Origin of the sequence: Neoasaia chiangmaiensis, from assembly GCF_002005465.1 — a bacterium.
Lineage (GTDB): Bacteria > Pseudomonadota > Alphaproteobacteria > Acetobacterales > Acetobacteraceae > Neoasaia > Neoasaia chiangmaiensis.
The window spans coordinates 1,132,764-1,149,560 of record NZ_CP014691.1; the positions used below are offsets into that span (position 1 = coordinate 1,132,764).

The window sequence follows — 16,797 nt, forward strand, 5'->3', positions numbered from 1 at the left end:
CGGCATCTTGCAGCCACGCCATCGAAAGACCAATCAAGCGTCATGACCGATGGCGCACCGTTCTGGAAAACCACCCCCCTCGCCGACATGACATCGGAAGAATGGGAATCCCTCTGCGACGGCTGCGGGCGCTGCTGCCTGCAGAAACTGCGCGACGATGAAACGGATGCGATCCATCATACGGACGTCGCCTGCCGCCTGCTGGATACCCAAACGTGCCGGTGCACGGACTACCACCGCCGCTTCCGCAAGGTACCCGACTGCGTCTCCCTCACGCCCGAACTGCTTGCCGACATCGACTGGCTGCCCCCGAGCTGCGCCTACGTCCTGATCCGCGACGGCCAGGATCTCCCCGCCTGGCATCCCCTGCGCTCCCACGATCCCGATACGGTGCGCCAGTCCGGCGCCTCGGCGGGCGGTCGCATCATCAGCGAACGTCGCGCCGGCAATCTCGAGGATCATATCGTGGACTGGCCCGGGGAATGGCCATCGGCGGAAACAACCCCAGCCCGCTGGCGCCCGCCCGCCATTCGCCGCCGCCGTTCATGACCACGTCTTCAGACCAACTAACCAGCATCCCCATCCGATGGCGCCGTTCGACCCGTGCACGCCGCATCGCCCTGCGGATCGACCCTTCGGACGGCATCGTCACCATCACGCTTCCACCTCGCGCAACCCAGGGCAGCGGCATGGCCTTCTTCCAGGCCAACCTCGCCTGGATCGAACGTCAACGCCAGCAACGCCGACCACCACCACAATTGCAGAACGGCAGCACGATCACCCTGGAAGGCGAGACACTGACCATCCGCCACGCGCCGACAGCCCGACGTGGCGTCTGGCACGAAGGCGACGCAATTCACGTCAGCGGCGACGCGGCATTCCTCCCGCGTCGTGTCCTGTCCTTCATGCACGATCAGGCCGCCAGACGCCTGCCCGGCGCCGTTCACCACTGGGCCACACGCATGGAGGCCAAACCCACCAGCATCGCCCTGCGCGACGTGCGCTCGCGCTGGGGAAGCTGCACACGACAGGGCCGGATCATGCTCAGCTGGCGACTGGTCATGACACCGCCGGCGGTGCGCGACTACGTCATCATCCATGAACTCGCCCATCTGGCGCATTTCGATCACAGCCAGCGCTTCTGGCAACGGGTCGAGACATTCTGCCCGGCCCGCAAACGGGCGGAAACCTGGCTGCGTCGACACGGTGGCACACTGCTACAGGTCGGCAACACCAGCACGGGGGATTTTCTCCCCGATACGGGCGTGCTAGAGGACGGCCCGGTTGCGAGCTTGGCGGAATGGTAGACGCACGAGACTTAAAATCTCGAGTCCGCAAGGGCGTGCGGGTTCGAGTCCCGCAGCTCGCACCACATATAAGTTATTGAGAATAAACGGCTTTTAGGGTTTTCAGCAACCCAGAGCCCCTTCTCTTCTACAAGGGGCTTCTACAAAACGAGCCCTGTTATGCTGATTCGTCTGCAATCCGGTTTTCATTTCAGACGCGGGGTTCCCGTTCGCTTTCGAACGGCTTTGGGAAAACGGGAAATCTGGCACTCTCTGGAGACCCTCGACAGGAATCTTGCCAGAACCCGTGCCTGTGCCTTGTATGGGCTGACCTCTCAGCTTTTCGAGTGCATCAGTCTGGCCATGTCTCCATCGAAAGAAACATCCTCGCTTACCAAGGCGGTTGAGACCTTTCAGGAGGCTCTGGCCACATCTGACCTTCATCCTGTCCAGCAGGACCTGTTCCAGTCCATTGTCCAGACCTACGACAGTGAGATTCAGGCTCTGAAAGCTCGCTATAAAACCATGAATGCCGAGCACCTTCTGGCACGGATGCAGGACCATCAGCGGGTTTCCAGCGTGCTTGAGAAGATTGGACCCGAAATCAATGCCCTGACCGACATCATTCACAAACTGGGAAAATCCGCGAGAAGTCCGGGCGAAGAGGCCCTGACAAAGCTGTCAGAACAGGTTGCCGCTCTGACACAACTTGTTCAGCCGCCAGCCCCCAACCCCTCTCCTCTCTTCTCGGAAGCTTCCGAGACTTTCCTCAGTCTCAAGGCCAAGAAGGCAAAACCCTCTGTCATGGGCGAACATCGCAACACGTACAGAAGATTTGTTGAAATCTGTGGTGACAGACCCATCCGCGACTATACGGGAGAGGACGCGGGCCTATTCAAGAACATGATAGAACAGCTTCCTGTCCATTATGGCAAAAACCGGAAGGACACACGGCCAGTTGCCGAATTAACAGCGGAGGCAAACAGGAAAAATCTGGAACGCATTTCCGGAAAAGCGAGCAAAAATCACTTCACACGACTGTCTGCCCTCTGGCGTCATTACAAACCCGTCGGCCTGATTGACCGTAATCCGTTTATCGGGGGCTGGAAGTTCGATACCACCGCAAAGACGCACCGTATCCGCTGGTCTAACGACGACCTGATAACGCTCATCGAAAATCCATGGCCGTTCCAAAGCATCAGTCAGGCCACCTACGGTCTGATTGTCGGAATTGCGTCCTACACAGGAATGCGGGAAGAAGAAATCTGCCGTCTGCGGCCACAGGATATCGTCCAGATTCGCGACGTGTGGAGTATAGTGGTGCAGATCCACCGTGCTCATAAAGATGCCCCATGGGAAGCATGGGACCCCAAGACTGAAGCTGGGGCTCGCATCATTCCTCTTTGTCGGTCCCTTCTCGATACCGGTATTGTGGAGATGGCAAAACGCGCCAAAAACCAGCGTCGTCGCTACCTGTTCAAGGACCTGGATTTCACGGGCATGGACATGAAGAGGTCCGGGATTTTCCAGAGAAATTTCTCTTCTTTCAAATCGCGTCTGGGCATTGGTCGGGAGAAAGTTTTTCATTCTTTCCGCCACAACGTTTCAACTAAACTTCGCAATATTCACGAATATGGTGACGGTGGCCTCCGGGAATCATGGATTGATGATTTCCTTGGACATGAAGGACAGAACAGGTCCGTCGGGAACACCATCTATTTTGACGACGTGGACATCACAAACCTCAAACGTGTTGCGGATTCCATGTCATATCCAGAGTTCTGGGACCTGAAGAGACTGATGGGAAAGCAATAATCGCTCATCGAAACAAAACTGCATAACCGTCTGCTATACTTCCTTCTCATGGCTGGAAAACATCCCGGACACCAGCCACGAGAAGGAAATTGCGATGCGTTTACTCAACAGGACCATTATACACCATCACACGCCTCTCCGAGATTGTTGCGGGGATTGCGTAGGACGATGTGCGATATGAACAGATAGAGAGTTATATACGGACTGACAGACCCGACATCTGGCGCAGGCTCCTGCCCCTGCATGTCTTCTACAAGAACGTCATCACCCGAAAAACAGCAGAAAACTGCGACTTTCTTGCCTGCTACGAAGAGGCCGAACAGGTCGCCATGGAGGTCGTGGAATGGGTTGAAACCCTGCCAGACGACCTTGTTTCCGGCTTTGACCTTCTCTCCCAATCCCACGAAGAGCTGAAGCAATCCCAGCGAATCACGGGCCGTGTCCTGACCTCAAGGGCCAACCGCCTGCGCCGTAACCTGCGCCGGGTTCTTGGTCTGCCTCCCGAACGCGACAGCGTCCAGAATGACTTCGATGCCGACAAGCTGACGGCGAGCCAATCCTTCATTGTCGTGCCCGACAGGCGACATCCGGATTCCGGCCTGTCCGCTCATGATTTGCGCCAGTTCCGTCTCCGCAGGACCTACGCCGTTAATCTTGCCATCGCCGATGGACTGCATGATGTCGCGACCACATTCCTCGGATACGACGGGCTGTTCCTGACCCTCACCCTGCCGGGAGAATATCGCCACTGCTCCTACGAGCATGCCAAGGCCGAAATCAGCAGACGCTGGAAGTCAGTCAGACGCAAGGCCCGTGACAGGGATATTCTCCTACTGGGGATGACAGCGCTGGAACTCCATGAGGATGAAACACCGCATTATCATATCCAGCTCTATGTTTCTCCCGAACACAGGGCATGGGTCGAGAGCCAGATACTCGATGCTTTCCCCAATGAAATCGACAGACGCGATGACGCCATCAAGGACATCCGCGAGGTCGCGGGAACATCACGCTATCTGACCAAAGACCACGGCAAACCCGCGACCAGCCTAAGCTTCATCGGACTGACACGCGATATCCGAAGCCGGTATGCCAGCGTCTATCAAGGCAGTCGTCACGCCAATCTGTCGGACGCCCGGATAGCCAGAGCGTCGAGGCTGATGGCGAACAAGACGGCAAGCGGTGTCATCCTGTTTCTGTTGCGCGGATTCTGCGATGAGCGACTGAACCGGATATCGGCACGCCATCCGGATTTCACCTATGTCACAAGGCCGATGCAGAAGGTGCTGACCGCTTTCATCCATGCAATCCATTTCCGCGATGTGAAGGATTTCACGACCTCATCCGGACGTATGACATCCATGGTCAGCCACCGCATCCGCAAGGCTTTTCCATCGGTTCGTTTCGCTACTGTTCCGACTTGTTTATATAGGAACCAAGAAGGTGTCCGTCCATGCGGCTTGCCCTGCGAACGGCTCAAGGCAAGGAGCCAGCCTCCTCCAAAAGGGGATAAAAGCGCGAGCCGAAAAAATATATCGACGCAACAAGGGAGAAGAGCACACATTAGCCGGATCAGACAGGCAATCCTGAGATATGATGACGGAGAATGCTGATGATGGCCACCACTCTACTTCCTTTTAGCAGGCGCCCTGACCCTCAGTTGCAGGATCTGCCGACCTATGCCTTATGGTTCTGGTGGCTGCTGTGTACCGCCGAGACATCGGGCATCAGTTCCCTGCTTTATCAGATAGGCCAGATTTTCAATGGTTCTTCTCTGCTGAGAACAGGCGAACTCCAACTGCTATTGCACCAGTCTGTACGCTTCTATGTGATGGCCGGACCGACTGCCGCACTGGTTTTCTGGTTTGCCGTCATGGGGGCAGTTTTTGCTTATCTTTCCGCAGAAAGCGGCATGGTGCTCTTGAAGCGCATGAAAGGCGAGAAACAGGCGAATTGGCACATCAGATCCGTTCGCAAGAAATATTTTACGCGCAGACAGAAATAGGCCGACGGGCGTCGGTCACCCAATCATTGCAAGGGAGAATCACAGACCGTGATCTCTCCCTTCTCGTCAGGAAGTTTTTCGGAAGATGGCGGGCGTCTTTAACGCTCACCCTTCATCGTCGCATTCTTCCTGATCCCGGACGATGTCGATAATCCGCATGCTGTCGATGAGGCTGTCGAGCTGGCTTTTGTAGCACCATCTTATCTCCACCAGCTCCAACGCCACGTCGTCCCGTTTTCGTTTTTGCAACTCGTTCATGACGGCATCAAAGGCTTGGATTTTGCCCTCCATGCGAGTACGGGCCATTTTCAGCCGTGCCATGACATTTTCGTATCCGGTCATAACGCGCCTCCCATGTTCTCGGGGGACCAGGGAAGTGGGTCCTTGCCCTTCATCTCTGCCAGGAGCGAGAAGCCGAGATCGAAATGGGCATGCAAGGCAATCGACGCCCCTGCATTGAACTCATCTGGCGCAAAGCGGACGAACCATTGCACATACCGGATTTCACAATCCAGGCTATGGGCGTGATAGCGCTCCCAATCACGAAAAACCAGCAATCCCAGCGCGACAAAGAGCGCATTTCCGAAGCCCTTCAGCTCGGCATTGCTATCTTCCTGCTCCCAGCCAAATGCACTGACTTCACTTGCCGGGGTCTGTGAACCCATAAAGAAGCTCAGCAGGTGAGCAGGGTTCGCATCTCTCAAATATGCGGACTTTCTGAGAGTTTCAGCATATGCGTTCGCGCGTTTTGCTGTTGTGAACTCTTGTCCCTTCAGGTCTGCCCTGATGAGGGAAATAATGCGCTCGATTTCTGTCACTGACAGAGAGGCATTGCCAATATGCCTTGTCGTTCCAAGGGCTTTCATTCTCTCGACTGCATTCTTTTCAGCAAGATCGAAGTGTTTGATTATGTCTTTTAGATAGGTCATTTTTCCTTCTGTTCGCCCTCCCTTGTGGGGCAAGAAGACGTATAGCCAATTCATTTTGGTTTGTCAAGTATTTATTTTGTGTGATTTCGAAATCGTCTATTTTCTCGCATCTGTACATACAGTTACTTCAGACCGCCCCTAGAATCTCAATAACGCCATCAGGAGATTTTCTCTCCCCTGCATCTCCCCAAGCTACGATGAGTCACGCGCGCGAGGGGCATCATGAAAACTGAAACAGTGCATATCCGGATCAGTCCGGAGGAACAGGAGAAATTAAAACGTATCGCAGGACCACGCAGACTGTCTGTCTGGTGTCGCAGGGTTCTGCTGGACGAACTGGCTGGAGGGATTTCGATTGCACAGGAGCTTCTGGCCCTGCGTCAGGAACTCTCTGCCATAGGGAATAGCCTCAACCAGATTGCAAGACGTCTGAATACTGGCGAACAGGTGGAGATCGCCTCCAAACTTCCTGAGCTTGATGACCTCAAGGCCCGCATCAATCGCGTTCTGGGAAGGGTCAGATGATTCTCAAGAGCAACCCCATCAAGACCGCATCCGGTTCCGGCGCCATCTATCATCACCTCGTCGGGAAGACCGGCGACAATGAGCACATCCACGTATGGAAAGGCAGACGTCAGGATATCGACGACTGCATTGCAGACGCCACGGCTTTCGGTCGCGTCAATGCTGTACAGCACTTCCAGCTCTCATCACGCGAGAAACTGACCACAGAGCAGTTTGGTGACTGCATCGTAATGCTGGCGCAGGAGTTCGGGTTCAGGGCGTCAGATGTTGCCCTTGCGGTCATCCACACCAAGACACGCCATGATGGCGAGGCTGATAACCGCCACTGTCATATCCTGGTCCGCACCACGAACGCAGAGACAGGCAAGGTTCTGGACGTGTCTCACCGCTACGAACGTCAGGAAAAAGTCGCCCGCCTGTTCGAACTGAAGCACGGGCTGGAACTGACCAAGGGACGCCACAACCTCGCTGTGTATCATGCAATGCCAGAAGAATATCGCGAGAGATTACAGGTGCTCTGTGAAGGGGCTCTCCCGAACTCGGTTCTCTCTGACCGACAATCCAGACGCAGTCAGAGACAGGGCGCCAGACCCTTCGACATCAAATATGTCCTGCGTGACCTCTATGCCGGAAGCACAGACTGGCAGGCCTTCCAGAGTGCGATATCCTCGCAAGGCTGGTCTCTGATGGCAGGAAACAAAAAAACAAACGTGGTGCTTCTGAAAGACGAGCATGGCGTCATCGTGGGCTCACTTTCCCGCCTGCTTGGTGTTCGCAAGGCAGAGTTCAGCGCCTTCGCTTTCGGCCAGGAAACACCTGAGCAGAGCGCGATACGTCAGGGACATAAGGAAGACATAGCCAGCCCTGGACCTCGCGATACATCGCAAGGGCCAACCGGCAAGGGGGAAACCCCCGTTGACCCCCGACATGACAGTGCAGATGATTCCGCTGACACGAGCACGGATTCCGCGTCGTCTTGCGCATCCTCCGTTTCAGGCGCTCTCCCGACCCGGCCTGTTCCAACGACGCACTGGCTGGGAACTGACGTTCCCCTGTCCCGCTCGACACGCGCTCAAACGGCTGAGGGAATGTCACACGCGGAAATCCTGGCGGTCATTGATTTCAATGCCCGCGAGGCCGAGAAAGATGGCCAGCTCCGTGACCTCCTTCATGAGCAGAAGCGTTTTGCCGAGATGTTGTCCGAGATAACCACCAGCTTTGCCAGTCGGTGGACGCATCTCCCGCCCGAGCCGTTTGCCGACCCGAAGAGCAGGACCGCTTACTGTATCCGTCAGCAACACGAGCGCAGGCTTGAATCCGCCCGCCAGCGCTGGAAGGAAACCAGAGACAGGAGCAGGGCATGGAAGCTATGGAATGCGTCCGAGGTACGTCAGGCAAGCGAAGCCTTTGAGGGCATCCTGCGGGCTTATGGCTACGACCGGCACGATGTCGGGAAACTGGACCTGCTCGATGACGGGAACTTCGCCTACGCCACTCGCTGGATGGCGGAATGGTTTGCCCAGGGCCGGGAGCAGAAGCACAGGACATGGCAGGAACAGCCGGAGGTCCAACGCTATCTCAAGGCAAAAGCCGACACCGACAGGCTTGTGACGTATCTGGAGCGCACGCGGGATGTCGATTTGCTCATGCTCGCGAGGGACGACCCGCAGGAGGCACTGAAACGTCTGGCCTCGTTGCCTGATATTGCTCCCCTCGAAAGGGAAGCACTGGAGGCGGCAAGTTGTCACCCGGCTGTTGGGAAGCGTTCAATCCCCCGCCCCGGCAAACGCGTCAATTCACCAGATTTGGGTTGAACGGGACCCTCAGCTTTAGCAAACGGTGATATTGCGGCCAACGGCGTAGCTGAGTAGGGGGGAGAGCGGACAGTCCGCTTTGCAGCAGACAAGAGCGTTAGCCGTCCTTCATTACGTGTCAGGCTATCTAAAAAACAATAGATTGTTGGATAGTTCACCCGTTGGTATGCCGGAACGAGTAGCCCCAGCGCATATGCCGCTGGAGGACAAGAGGTATGAATGTAGAAATGATACGAGCGACGGTGATTTTTCTACTCGTGGCCTCGGCGCTTTTCCACAACGCTCAGGCACAACAATATCATCCCTCATTTCGTCCGGATGCGATGAGCGACCGCCCCTTCGGACCTCCTAATGAGGTTCTGGTCCTCGGCACGCCTCACCTTTCGGGGTTACCAAACAGCTTTCGGCCAGACATGCTTGAGCCTGTCTTGACACGCCTCGGCACATGGCATCCAAGCGCAATCGCGACAGAGAACAGTTCAGGTTTGTTGTGTGATGCCATGCGTCATCAAGGAGAGAGCCAGGCTTCGTCCGTAGATCATTACTGTTCGGACCCGACGCTCGCCGGAAAGGCGGCCGGACTGACTGTGGTGGCAGCTAACGCAGAAGCAGACCGGACGCTTGCAGCCTGGCCTGCGACGCCAACTCCGGCTCAGCGTCGCCGGCTGGCTTTGATTTTCCTTGCTGCGGGAGAGCCCACGTCCGCCCTTGTCCAATGGTTGCGTCTGCCCGATGCGGAACAACGGGCTGACGACGGACTGACAGATGAACTGGTGACAAAGCTCAAGGTTCAAGCAACACGCAAGAACGAAAGCAACCTCATTGGCGCAAAACTGGCGGCACGACTAGGGCTGGAGCGCGTCTGGAGCGTCGATAGTCAGTACTTCTGGGACATGCCCATAAGCGAGAAAGCTTATGCCGCCGCCTTGGGAAAGGCGTGGGACAATTCCGCTACCAAGGCACGGGGGATTGAGGAAACCGCACTTTATGCGCAGATTGGACAGCCCAACGGCCTTCTTGCGGTTTACCGCGCCTTCAATGCGCCGTCCTATGCCATTCAGGCATATCGGTCTGATTGGGGAGCAGCACTGAAGGAACCGTCACCTCAAGGCTACGGACGACACTACGTCGGATATTGGGAGACACGAAACCTCCGGATGGTTGCAAATATTCGGGAGGTGCTGACTCGCGAACCGGGCACCCGGATGCTTGCAATTGTTGGAGCCTCTCACAAGGCTTACTACGAAGCCTATCTCGACCAAATGCGCGATGTGAACCTGATCAATGCAGAGGCGGTGCTTCGTTAAATGACGTCTTCTTTCCCGACCCAGGAAATTCGTAATCATTAACTGATATGACGGCGGTTGCTGCCTGTCGGATCCCATACCGTAGATCAGACAGGCAATTCAGGTTACTCAGCTGCTTATGCTGGGCATTATTGCGCGTTTCCCTGATACGCCTCTTCGGGGCGAACCGGCGTTAATGTCGTTACTTCGATGAAATAGCCACCCTTCGCGCGAAGGTAGAAGGACCACGCGCCATGTATGTTGCATGGAGCCTGCACCTCCCAGCCATCCGCGCTTAGGCGCTGATAGAGAGCATCGACGTCCTCGCGAGATTTTTGGATGAAGCCAATGTGCAGGATGTCGAATTGCGTGGGATAATCGAAGCCTTCGAGCTTGTTGTAGAAATGGTTGACGATCAGCACCAGCCCATCATTGTCCTGCATGATGGCCATTTTAATCCCACGCACAACGAGAGTGCGCAGGCCGAAGTACTGTTCGAACATTGCGCGATCAGCCTCAGTATCGTGGCTGTAGAGGTTGATATGGTTCAGCTTCATGACTGTTTCTTTCCGTTGGTAAGACGGACACGAGCCGGTCGCAATCTAGACAACGACGACCGACCACGGACGAGGCCTATCCTCGTCGTGTCCGGCCATGGCCAAGAGCAGGCTTATTCGCTCAAGCGTGACTGTCTCCGGAGAGACCACAGGTTATCACCATACCTGCATCGCTGTCTTTTTAGGCAAAAACGACTTTGCTGACGCCAGCAGCAGCGGTCAAGCAGCTTCGTTATTTATGTCGGCTTTGCAATAGCTTACTGAATGACGGACACGACCGATATGCGGGCGAAAGCCGTCGTTTCGGTCGCATACTCTGAGAGAGTTCGTCAGCTTTCAGGTGGTATCCGGAAGCTGGGCTGACAGGCCGGGAAAACAGAAGCCACCACGCTTCCGCCCCTGCCCGCCTTTATCAAAGGGCCGGTTTGACGTCGCTGTTGGCGAGTTTCGCGTCCACCGACCCGTTCATCTGCTTCAGCAGTTCTCCGCCAATCGCCCGTTCGGCGCGTATATCCTGAAGGTCGAAACTGATGTTCGCAACGTGGCTCGGATTGCCCATGACCGGCTGGGTGGTGAGAAGCAGATGCGCCATTTCACCCGGCACCTCGTAGGTCATCGGGTCCATCGCGTTCACCGGTCCGCCATTCTCCTTTTCGCCTGTCTGCCCTCTCGCGTCGGCATACAGGGTGCGCTCCTCGTTCATGCTGGCCCGCAGAGGCGGAAGATGCAGTCCATATTTGGACGCGATATCGCCCTGTAGCTCCGCAAAGCGTGGCGAGGCATCGGAGGGGAATGTCACGTTGCGTTCGATTCTCGTGACCACCGTGCCCATCACCGGCGGGGACAGATGGACAGTGAGATTGTCCTGTTCCTTGTGGCACACCATCTGACTGGGGAAGAACTGCGTCTTCACATCGACTCCCTTGTAGGTTGTGGAGAGATAGGTGTTGGTGACCTCCGGGTCGGTCCCGCAATAGGCTTTCATTGCCGTTGTCGCATTCGCCTGCGACTGGCCCAGCGTCAGTCCGACAATGCTGGCCTGTCCAAGCGCGTTGCCGAGGGGCTGGTAGGCGAGCGTGGGTTTCAGATGAATGCCCCCGTTATCCGGTGGCGCCTGTGGTTCCGGACTGGTCGTGGACAGGCCCAGCATTCTGGCGCAGACCGGTGTCACCACTCCCTGATTATGCGCCAGAAGGCAGTCGGTCATGCTCTGGGCGTCGGCTGCAACCGGGAGAATGCCCGCCGTCAGCAGTCCCAGAGCCGGTGCGAGGAGAGACAGCCTTGTCATGGTCACCGCCTCAGCCCACTGCCGGAACCGATGTTCTTGGTGGTGAAGCTGTGATGAACGACAATACCGTTACGGAACGTCAGCTCAAGCGCGTTGCTTCTCATGCTGTCCTTCGTGCCGAGGAAGCCCAGTCCCACCGCGTCCTGCGCCATGGACAGGCCATCCGGCCGGTCGGAGACGAACTCGTAGTTCCAGACCTCATTGCCGTTGTCATAGGAGGTCGCGGCCGGCTCGCCATAGAGCTGACGCACCTGTGCCGAGGTGGTCACACCGTCGCGGACGTTGCGGTCAATGTCCGCCACCGTCACGTTCTTCATGGACGAATTGCCTGCTGAGGAACACGCCGTCATGGCGGTGAGCATGACGCCTGCCAAGGCAAGCCTGATGATGTTCATGGGATATCCTGTGCTGTGTGGAAAAAAGAGGGACCACGCCTGTGATGACCCCTTGAGGCCGTCAGGCGGACAGCGACTGCGTGAACGCCGGATTGTCGCGGACGGCCCGTTCGATGGTGGCCAGGGCGGTCTGCCGATTGCGCTGGATAAGCACCAGCAGATGGAAAAATCCGGCGACGATAAGCACATCGAATCCGGCCGTCGCGTAGGCTGACAGCTTCGACGAATGATTGACTGAACCGGATATGCCCCCGATTGTTAGGCAAAGGATGATGAGCAGGACATATTGAAGGGTCAGCTTACGCATGCCGTGTAGACTGATGGTGCCAGGCAGTCCCGCCGTGCTCTTCCAGCCATTGCCGGTCGTGAGGTTCTGGCAGATGAAGTGCCCGCTTGCAGACGCGCCTTTCAGCCCGCCCCAGACAACGGACACTTCATGTCCGTCACGAAGCGGGTAATTTCCGCTGACCTGATGCTCGCGTCCGGAAGGGGCCACGACCCAGAAGGTCTGGTGCCGGGTGGTGTTCGTGTTCACTTGCGGGGCATTGATGACATAGTGCCCGCCCCCGGTATGCACCGCACTGCCGCTGGTCGTCTGCGTCGTGGTCTGCGTCCACTGGTTCAGTCCGCGAACCGTGCCCCGGATTCCGTGAAGCCACATGGTCTTGCCCAACACCTCGATATCCATGCCCGGACGCGAACTCCCCGAAGAACAGGGGAAAAACACACCCCTCAATTCCTCGCGAACGAGAAGGTCATTCCCCGGGCGCATCGACGCCTGCCTCCAGGTTATCCCGTAAACACCTGTTTTTGTTATGATTGTCAGAGGACATCCGAAGACCCGGACCGGGTATCGGAAAGATGTCCCGCAATGACAGGACAAGGGATATGGGCAGATATGGCTATGCGAGGGTAAGCACCACACGACAACAGACCGACAATCAGGTCACCGACCTCACGCGCGAGGGAGTGCCGGAGGGCGGCATCGTGACCGAAACCATCTCGGGGGCGACCGCCTGGAAATCGCGCCCCGAACTCCGGAAGCTGGTCAGGCGATTACAGGCCGGGGACAGCCTGACCGTGGTCAAGCTCGACCGCCTGGGACGCAACGCACTCGATGTGCTGACCCTTATCGACCTGCTCAAAAAGCGCGGAATATCCGTGCGCATCCTCAATCTGGGCATCGACACATCGGGCGCTGGTGGCCGGTTGTTCCTACTCCTGCTGGCGGGGTTCGCGGAATTCGAACGCAACATCATCCGCGAGCGCGTGCTGTCGGGGCTGGAAACCGCCAAGGCCAAAGGCACGCGTCTCGGCCGGAAACCAGCCCTCCCCGACGACGCCATCGCTCAGGCGCGTCGGCTCAAGGCGCAGGGGCTGTCCGCCCGCGAGGTAGGCAAGCTCCTACACGTGTCGAAGATGACCGCCTGGCGGGCGATGAACTCCTGACATCCTGTCCCGCAATCCCCGTATCAGAATTGCAGGACAGGAATCCTAGCCATGCAGATTTCACCTATTTCCAAAACAGGTGTTTTTGGGACGATAGCAAAATCATTCTGACTTTTTTTAAGCTTGATACCATACTCCTGCCGTTACAAAATCTTGCTATCGCAACCCTGACTCGTCCTTACTGACAACAAAGGGGGACTACTCCACGGAGCGCGGCGTAAGCACATTGACAATGTGCCATCGAAAGATCCTCACGAAGGTAATGAAGAAATGAGATTCTCAGGTCGCTTATGGCTGTCGTTCCCAATTTACATAACGGGTCTGTTCATAACCGCCACTCAACCCGCAGTCGCAGTTCCCTTCCCCAAGTTTCCTGGTGCGCCAAACTTGTTCGGAAAGGCTGTCGTCGCCCCTGGAGCGGCAATAGAATCAGTTGTTGTCTCTCCTTTGTTCAATCGACGCTTCACTTGTGTAGATCATCCAGAGGGCGAGGTAACAGAACTAGGAGACGCGCTCGGCACGGACTGTTTGATTCTAGGAGGCTTTGCAGACAAGGACTCAGGTTATTTTCGGCTTTTTAAATCTGATGGAAAACACAATCCCGACTGGTACGGGTGGCACGCTCCCGTGCTCTCCCCAATGAACGGTGAGGTTGTTGGGATTTACAGAAATCCCGTGACGAATACGCCGGGGCATTTGCAACCTACTTTACCCAGTTTTATCGTTTTCAAACGGTCCGACGATGTTATCGTCGTGTATGCGCATGTCACTGATATTCGTGTCAAAATTGGTGACCACGTGACCGCAGGCCAGATTGTAGCTCTTGATGGGAATAACGGCTTTGCGAGAGCACCGCACATTCACGTTGGCGCATACCGTGGCGTTACGCCGTTACAGATACGATGGGACCAGCGAGCGGAACAGAAGATATTTGAGAACGAATAAATATTTTCCGCACGATATTGATTATAATAATCCAAAAAACTTACTATCTTTTTGGTATAATACCGCCATAGATTGGGAAATATGGCGGTTTATTATTTCCGCAGAAATCAGCCAGAAAAGCACCGCCATAAATCCCCGCTAGAATTACAGGGGGAAATTGGCATGAAATATGGATATTGCAGAGTGTCCACAGTAGGACAGGATTTGAAGGAACAAGAAGACGCCCTAATGGCTCTTGACGTTCCAAAAGTGAATATCTTCAAGGAAAAGATTTCAGGTGTCATCAGATCAGATGACAGACCTCAGTTTGGGAAGCTTCTGAAGAGGATTCAGAGCGGGGACGAGTTGGTCGTGATGAAGCTTGACAGGCTCGGAAGGTCCACGCTCGACATCCTGACTGTCATCCAGAACCTTAGGCAACAGGGCATCGCCATCACCATTCATGGGGTCGGCTCGATACGCGATGATATGATGGGTAGCCTGACCATGAACCTCCTCGCGTCTTTCGCTGAGTTCGAGCGTGCCCTGATTATCGACAGAACACAGTCAGGTCGCAGGCGTGCCATCGCTAATGGGGTAAAAATGGGCAGGAAGCCCAAGCTCAGTAGGCAGGCGAAAGAGACTATTCGCAAACGCTATGGCAATGAGACCGGGACATCTCTGGCCAAGGAGTATGGGGTCGGCCTCAGAACGATACAGAGGATTGCCACGCCTAGATAAAAGGTAGACTAACTTACAAAGGTCTTCTACAATCTCCCGAAACGTATCGCCATAAAAGTATTTGTTTTCAACACCTTAAGTGCGTTACTCCGGGACGGTTCTTGTTCGAGTCCCGCAGCTCGCACCAACGGCGACATAAAGCTACCGACCCAACCACTACCCTCGCGGCATCGCATCGAACGCCGAGACGTTCTCACGCGGCTTCCACACCTGCCCCTTCAGACCCTTTTTTGCCAGCCAGTCACCAATGCGCCACGCAATCGATGCACGCCGTTCGCCAAGCGCCGGAATACGCCAGATATCGAAGGGAAGGCTGAAAAACGGATTGCGCCGGCCATACGCCCAGATCTCCACCCGCACGCCGGGCTGCGCGCTGAACCCGCGCGCATGGAATCCGCCCGTATCGGCAACAATCAGACAGTTTGCCGGCAGGGCCAGTGCCTGAGGCGGCGGATAGCCCATTTCCAACAGTTCGGCTTCAAGCACACGGAACGAACCACGCCCGGTCAACCGGTTCGGCGCCGTCGCCGCCGTCTCGCTCATGCGCTTCTCCCAGGACTGACGCCGCGCTGTCAGCCGGTGCGATCCAGGCACATAGGTGAATGGCCCGCCATCCGCCGCAACGTCTGTCAAAGTGTACCATGCCTTGACCGTCGGATGAAACGTATCGGCATGCAGGTCCGTCTGCGGATCGGCATCCGCACCGGCGATCGCGCCGGAGAGGATCGACTGGATATAACAGATCGGCTCGGCACGCTGACTGCCGACGAACCGGAGAAGACGCCGCCACGTCGGCAGCCGCAGGAAGCGGCGCACGGCCGGAAGACGATCGAGCGTCGCCGGATCGAGCGCCATACGGCGCGTGATGGTATCGCCCTGCGTCATCTCCCGCGCCGGGCCACGATAACGCTTCACCTCGTCAAGCAATCGGCTGAATTCATGGGGTGGCCGGACATCGCGCACCAGTACGAAGCCATTGCGCTCGAATTCCGCGACCTGATCGGGTGACAGGCCACGCGCCAGCCCACGCCGCCGCGATGCCGCGAGCCAGTGCGCCAGCCGCTGGCGATATACATGCAACCCACGCGCATTGAGGGCGGGACTGCCAATAATCGGATTGTCGCGGAAGGATTTATAGCCGGTCAGCAACTGCGCTGCCCATAAGGGATACAACGCGTTACGTTGTACCGAACGCATCAATTGTCCAATCGGCGGAAAATCGAATGTCATCGGCCGGGCCTCTCCGGCAAATCGTTCGCACCGGTCTCGTGCCCAAGTTGAGGCCGCCTTCGCAAGGCGACCCCAACGTCAGATACTGTCAGATCGAGGCGTCGACCCACGCCTTGAGCTGGCTCTTCGGCAGGGCGCCGGTTTTCTGCGCCACCTGCTTGCCGCCCTTGAAGACGATCAGCGTCGGGATGCTGCGCACGCCAAAACGCGTCGGCGCTTCCGGATTGTCGTCGATATTGATCTTCGCGACCTTCAGCTTGCCCTTGTACTCGCCGCCGATTTCCTCCAGCGCGGGCGCGATCATCTTGCAGGGACCGCACCACTCGGCCCAGAAATCGACCAGAACCGCCTCTTCGGCCTGAAGAACCTCGGTCTCGAAACTTCCATCCGTGACGGCAACCGTATTCGCGCTCATATCGCACTCCTTGAAAAACCCTGCTTCCTGCCGGAATGCCGGGACATGAACATCCCATATCATTCGCCTGCGGTCCGGGTTCAAGGTACCCTCTTCGCCGATGGTTGCCGGAACAAAACACTTGGGCAGGCGTTCAGC

Annotated in this window: 20 protein-coding genes and 1 tRNA gene; 12 read left to right on the forward strand and 9 right to left on the reverse strand. The window is 56.5% G+C overall.

Annotated elements, in window-relative coordinates:
- The first annotated feature begins 42 nt into the window (after positions 1 to 42).
- The 4 genes from A0U93_RS05400 to A0U93_RS05415 all read left to right on the forward strand — a co-directional run bounded on the left by A0U93_RS05400 (position 43) and on the right by A0U93_RS05415 (position 3,101).
- Positions 43 to 549, forward strand: coding sequence for a YcgN family cysteine cluster protein (locus A0U93_RS05400; RefSeq protein ID WP_077806446.1), 507 nt, complete (start codon positions 43 to 45; stop codon positions 547 to 549).
- On the forward strand, positions 483 to 1,307 hold the full coding sequence (locus A0U93_RS05405) for a M48 family metallopeptidase (RefSeq protein WP_245825108.1): 825 nt from the start codon (positions 483 to 485) through the stop codon (positions 1,305 to 1,307). Before A0U93_RS05400 ends, A0U93_RS05405 begins: the two co-directional genes overlap by 67 nt.
- Positions 1,287 to 1,372, forward strand: a tRNA-Leu gene (locus A0U93_RS05410). The genes A0U93_RS05405 and A0U93_RS05410 overlap by 21 nt, the downstream gene beginning before the upstream one ends.
- 94 nt (positions 1,373 to 1,466) lie before the next feature.
- Positions 1,467 to 3,101, forward strand: coding sequence for a tyrosine-type recombinase/integrase (locus tag A0U93_RS05415; protein ID WP_077806447.1), 1,635 nt, complete (start codon positions 1,467 to 1,469; stop codon positions 3,099 to 3,101).
- Positions 3,102 to 3,550: 449 nt separating this feature from the next.
- On the opposite strand, the gene A0U93_RS16750 is transcribed toward A0U93_RS05415, so the two are convergent.
- A complete protein-coding gene (locus A0U93_RS16750; protein ID WP_245825110.1) occupies positions 3,551 to 3,865 on the reverse strand; it encodes a hypothetical protein in 315 nt (104 codons plus the stop codon).
- Here A0U93_RS16750 and A0U93_RS16755 point away from each other — a divergent pair.
- Both A0U93_RS16755 and A0U93_RS05425 read left to right on the forward strand, forming a co-directional pair.
- Positions 3,830 to 4,714: a hypothetical protein gene (locus tag A0U93_RS16755; RefSeq protein ID WP_456306290.1), complete on the forward strand. Its 885-nt coding sequence runs from the start codon at positions 3,830 to 3,832 to the stop codon at positions 4,712 to 4,714. The two genes, A0U93_RS16750 and A0U93_RS16755, sit on opposite strands and share 36 nt — an antisense overlap.
- Positions 4,714 to 5,106 (forward strand): hypothetical protein, encoded by a 393-nt coding sequence (locus A0U93_RS05425; protein ID WP_147151144.1) that lies wholly within the window; start codon positions 4,714 to 4,716, stop codon positions 5,104 to 5,106. The genes A0U93_RS16755 and A0U93_RS05425 overlap by 1 nt, the downstream gene beginning before the upstream one ends.
- 105 nt (positions 5,107 to 5,211) lie before the next feature.
- Here A0U93_RS05425 and A0U93_RS05430 read toward each other — a convergent pair whose 3' ends face one another.
- Together A0U93_RS05430 and A0U93_RS05435 are read right to left on the reverse strand one after the other, a co-directional pair.
- Positions 5,212 to 5,448 (reverse strand): hypothetical protein, encoded by a 237-nt coding sequence (locus tag A0U93_RS05430; protein WP_147151146.1) that lies wholly within the window; start codon positions 5,446 to 5,448, stop codon positions 5,212 to 5,214.
- Positions 5,445 to 6,035, reverse strand: a complete 591-nt coding sequence (locus tag A0U93_RS05435; protein WP_245825114.1) for a VOC family protein — start codon at positions 6,033 to 6,035, stop codon at positions 5,445 to 5,447. The genes A0U93_RS05430 and A0U93_RS05435 overlap by 4 nt, the downstream gene beginning before the upstream one ends.
- A 222-nt stretch (positions 6,036 to 6,257) precedes the next feature.
- On the opposite strand from A0U93_RS05435, the gene A0U93_RS05440 reads away from it, so the two are divergent.
- From A0U93_RS05440 to A0U93_RS05450, 3 genes are all read left to right on the forward strand, one after another.
- On the forward strand, positions 6,258 to 6,560 hold the full coding sequence (locus A0U93_RS05440) for a plasmid mobilization protein (protein WP_077806450.1): 303 nt from the start codon (positions 6,258 to 6,260) through the stop codon (positions 6,558 to 6,560).
- Positions 6,557 to 8,374, forward strand: a complete 1,818-nt coding sequence (locus tag A0U93_RS05445) for a relaxase/mobilization nuclease domain-containing protein (RefSeq protein ID WP_077806451.1) — start codon at positions 6,557 to 6,559, stop codon at positions 8,372 to 8,374. The genes A0U93_RS05440 and A0U93_RS05445 overlap by 4 nt, the downstream gene beginning before the upstream one ends.
- Before the next feature lie 215 nt (positions 8,375 to 8,589).
- A complete protein-coding gene (locus A0U93_RS05450) occupies positions 8,590 to 9,681 on the forward strand; it encodes a DUF5694 domain-containing protein (protein WP_211274049.1) in 1,092 nt (363 codons plus the stop codon).
- 128 nt (positions 9,682 to 9,809) lie between these two features.
- Here the strand turns inward: A0U93_RS05450 and A0U93_RS05455 are convergent, their stop codons facing one another.
- From A0U93_RS05455 to A0U93_RS05470, 4 genes are all read right to left on the reverse strand, one after another.
- On the reverse strand, positions 9,810 to 10,217 hold the full coding sequence (locus tag A0U93_RS05455) for a VOC family protein (protein WP_077806452.1): 408 nt from the start codon (positions 10,215 to 10,217) through the stop codon (positions 9,810 to 9,812).
- 412 nt (positions 10,218 to 10,629) lie between these two features.
- The gene (locus A0U93_RS05460; RefSeq protein ID WP_077806453.1) at positions 10,630 to 11,505 is read right to left on the reverse strand and encodes a hypothetical protein; all 876 of its coding nucleotides are present in this window, start codon (positions 11,503 to 11,505) and stop codon (positions 10,630 to 10,632) included.
- Positions 11,506 to 11,507: 2 nt separating this feature from the next.
- Positions 11,508 to 11,900 (reverse strand): hypothetical protein, encoded by a 393-nt coding sequence (locus A0U93_RS05465; RefSeq protein WP_147151148.1) that lies wholly within the window; start codon positions 11,898 to 11,900, stop codon positions 11,508 to 11,510.
- A gap of 61 nt (positions 11,901 to 11,961) precedes the next feature.
- The gene (locus tag A0U93_RS05470; protein WP_211274050.1) at positions 11,962 to 12,672 is read right to left on the reverse strand and encodes a hypothetical protein; all 711 of its coding nucleotides are present in this window, start codon (positions 12,670 to 12,672) and stop codon (positions 11,962 to 11,964) included.
- Between the two features lie 89 nt (positions 12,673 to 12,761).
- On the opposite strand from A0U93_RS05470, the gene A0U93_RS05475 reads away from it, so the two are divergent.
- From A0U93_RS05475 to A0U93_RS05485, 3 genes are all read left to right on the forward strand, one after another.
- Positions 12,762 to 13,349 carry a recombinase family protein gene (locus A0U93_RS05475; RefSeq protein WP_245825116.1) on the forward strand — a complete coding sequence of 196 codons (588 nt, stop codon included), beginning with the start codon at positions 12,762 to 12,764 and terminating at the stop codon, positions 13,347 to 13,349.
- A gap of 270 nt (positions 13,350 to 13,619) precedes the next feature.
- Complete coding sequence (locus A0U93_RS05480; RefSeq protein WP_077806456.1) at positions 13,620 to 14,294, forward strand: M23 family metallopeptidase; 675 nt, start codon at positions 13,620 to 13,622, stop codon at positions 14,292 to 14,294.
- 162 nt (positions 14,295 to 14,456) lie between these two features.
- A complete protein-coding gene (locus tag A0U93_RS05485; RefSeq protein ID WP_077806457.1) occupies positions 14,457 to 15,014 on the forward strand; it encodes a recombinase family protein in 558 nt (185 codons plus the stop codon).
- Positions 15,015 to 15,170: 156 nt separating this feature from the next.
- Here the strand turns inward: A0U93_RS05485 and A0U93_RS05490 are convergent, their stop codons facing one another.
- Together A0U93_RS05490 and trxA are read right to left on the reverse strand one after the other, a co-directional pair.
- Complete coding sequence (locus A0U93_RS05490) at positions 15,171 to 16,244, reverse strand: phytanoyl-CoA dioxygenase family protein (protein WP_245825117.1); 1,074 nt, start codon at positions 16,242 to 16,244, stop codon at positions 15,171 to 15,173.
- 88 nt (positions 16,245 to 16,332) lie between these two features.
- Entirely contained in the window at positions 16,333 to 16,659 is a 327-nt protein-coding gene (gene trxA, locus A0U93_RS05495; protein ID WP_077808353.1) for a thioredoxin TrxA, read from the reverse strand.
- Positions 16,660 to 16,797 lie beyond the last annotated feature (138 nt).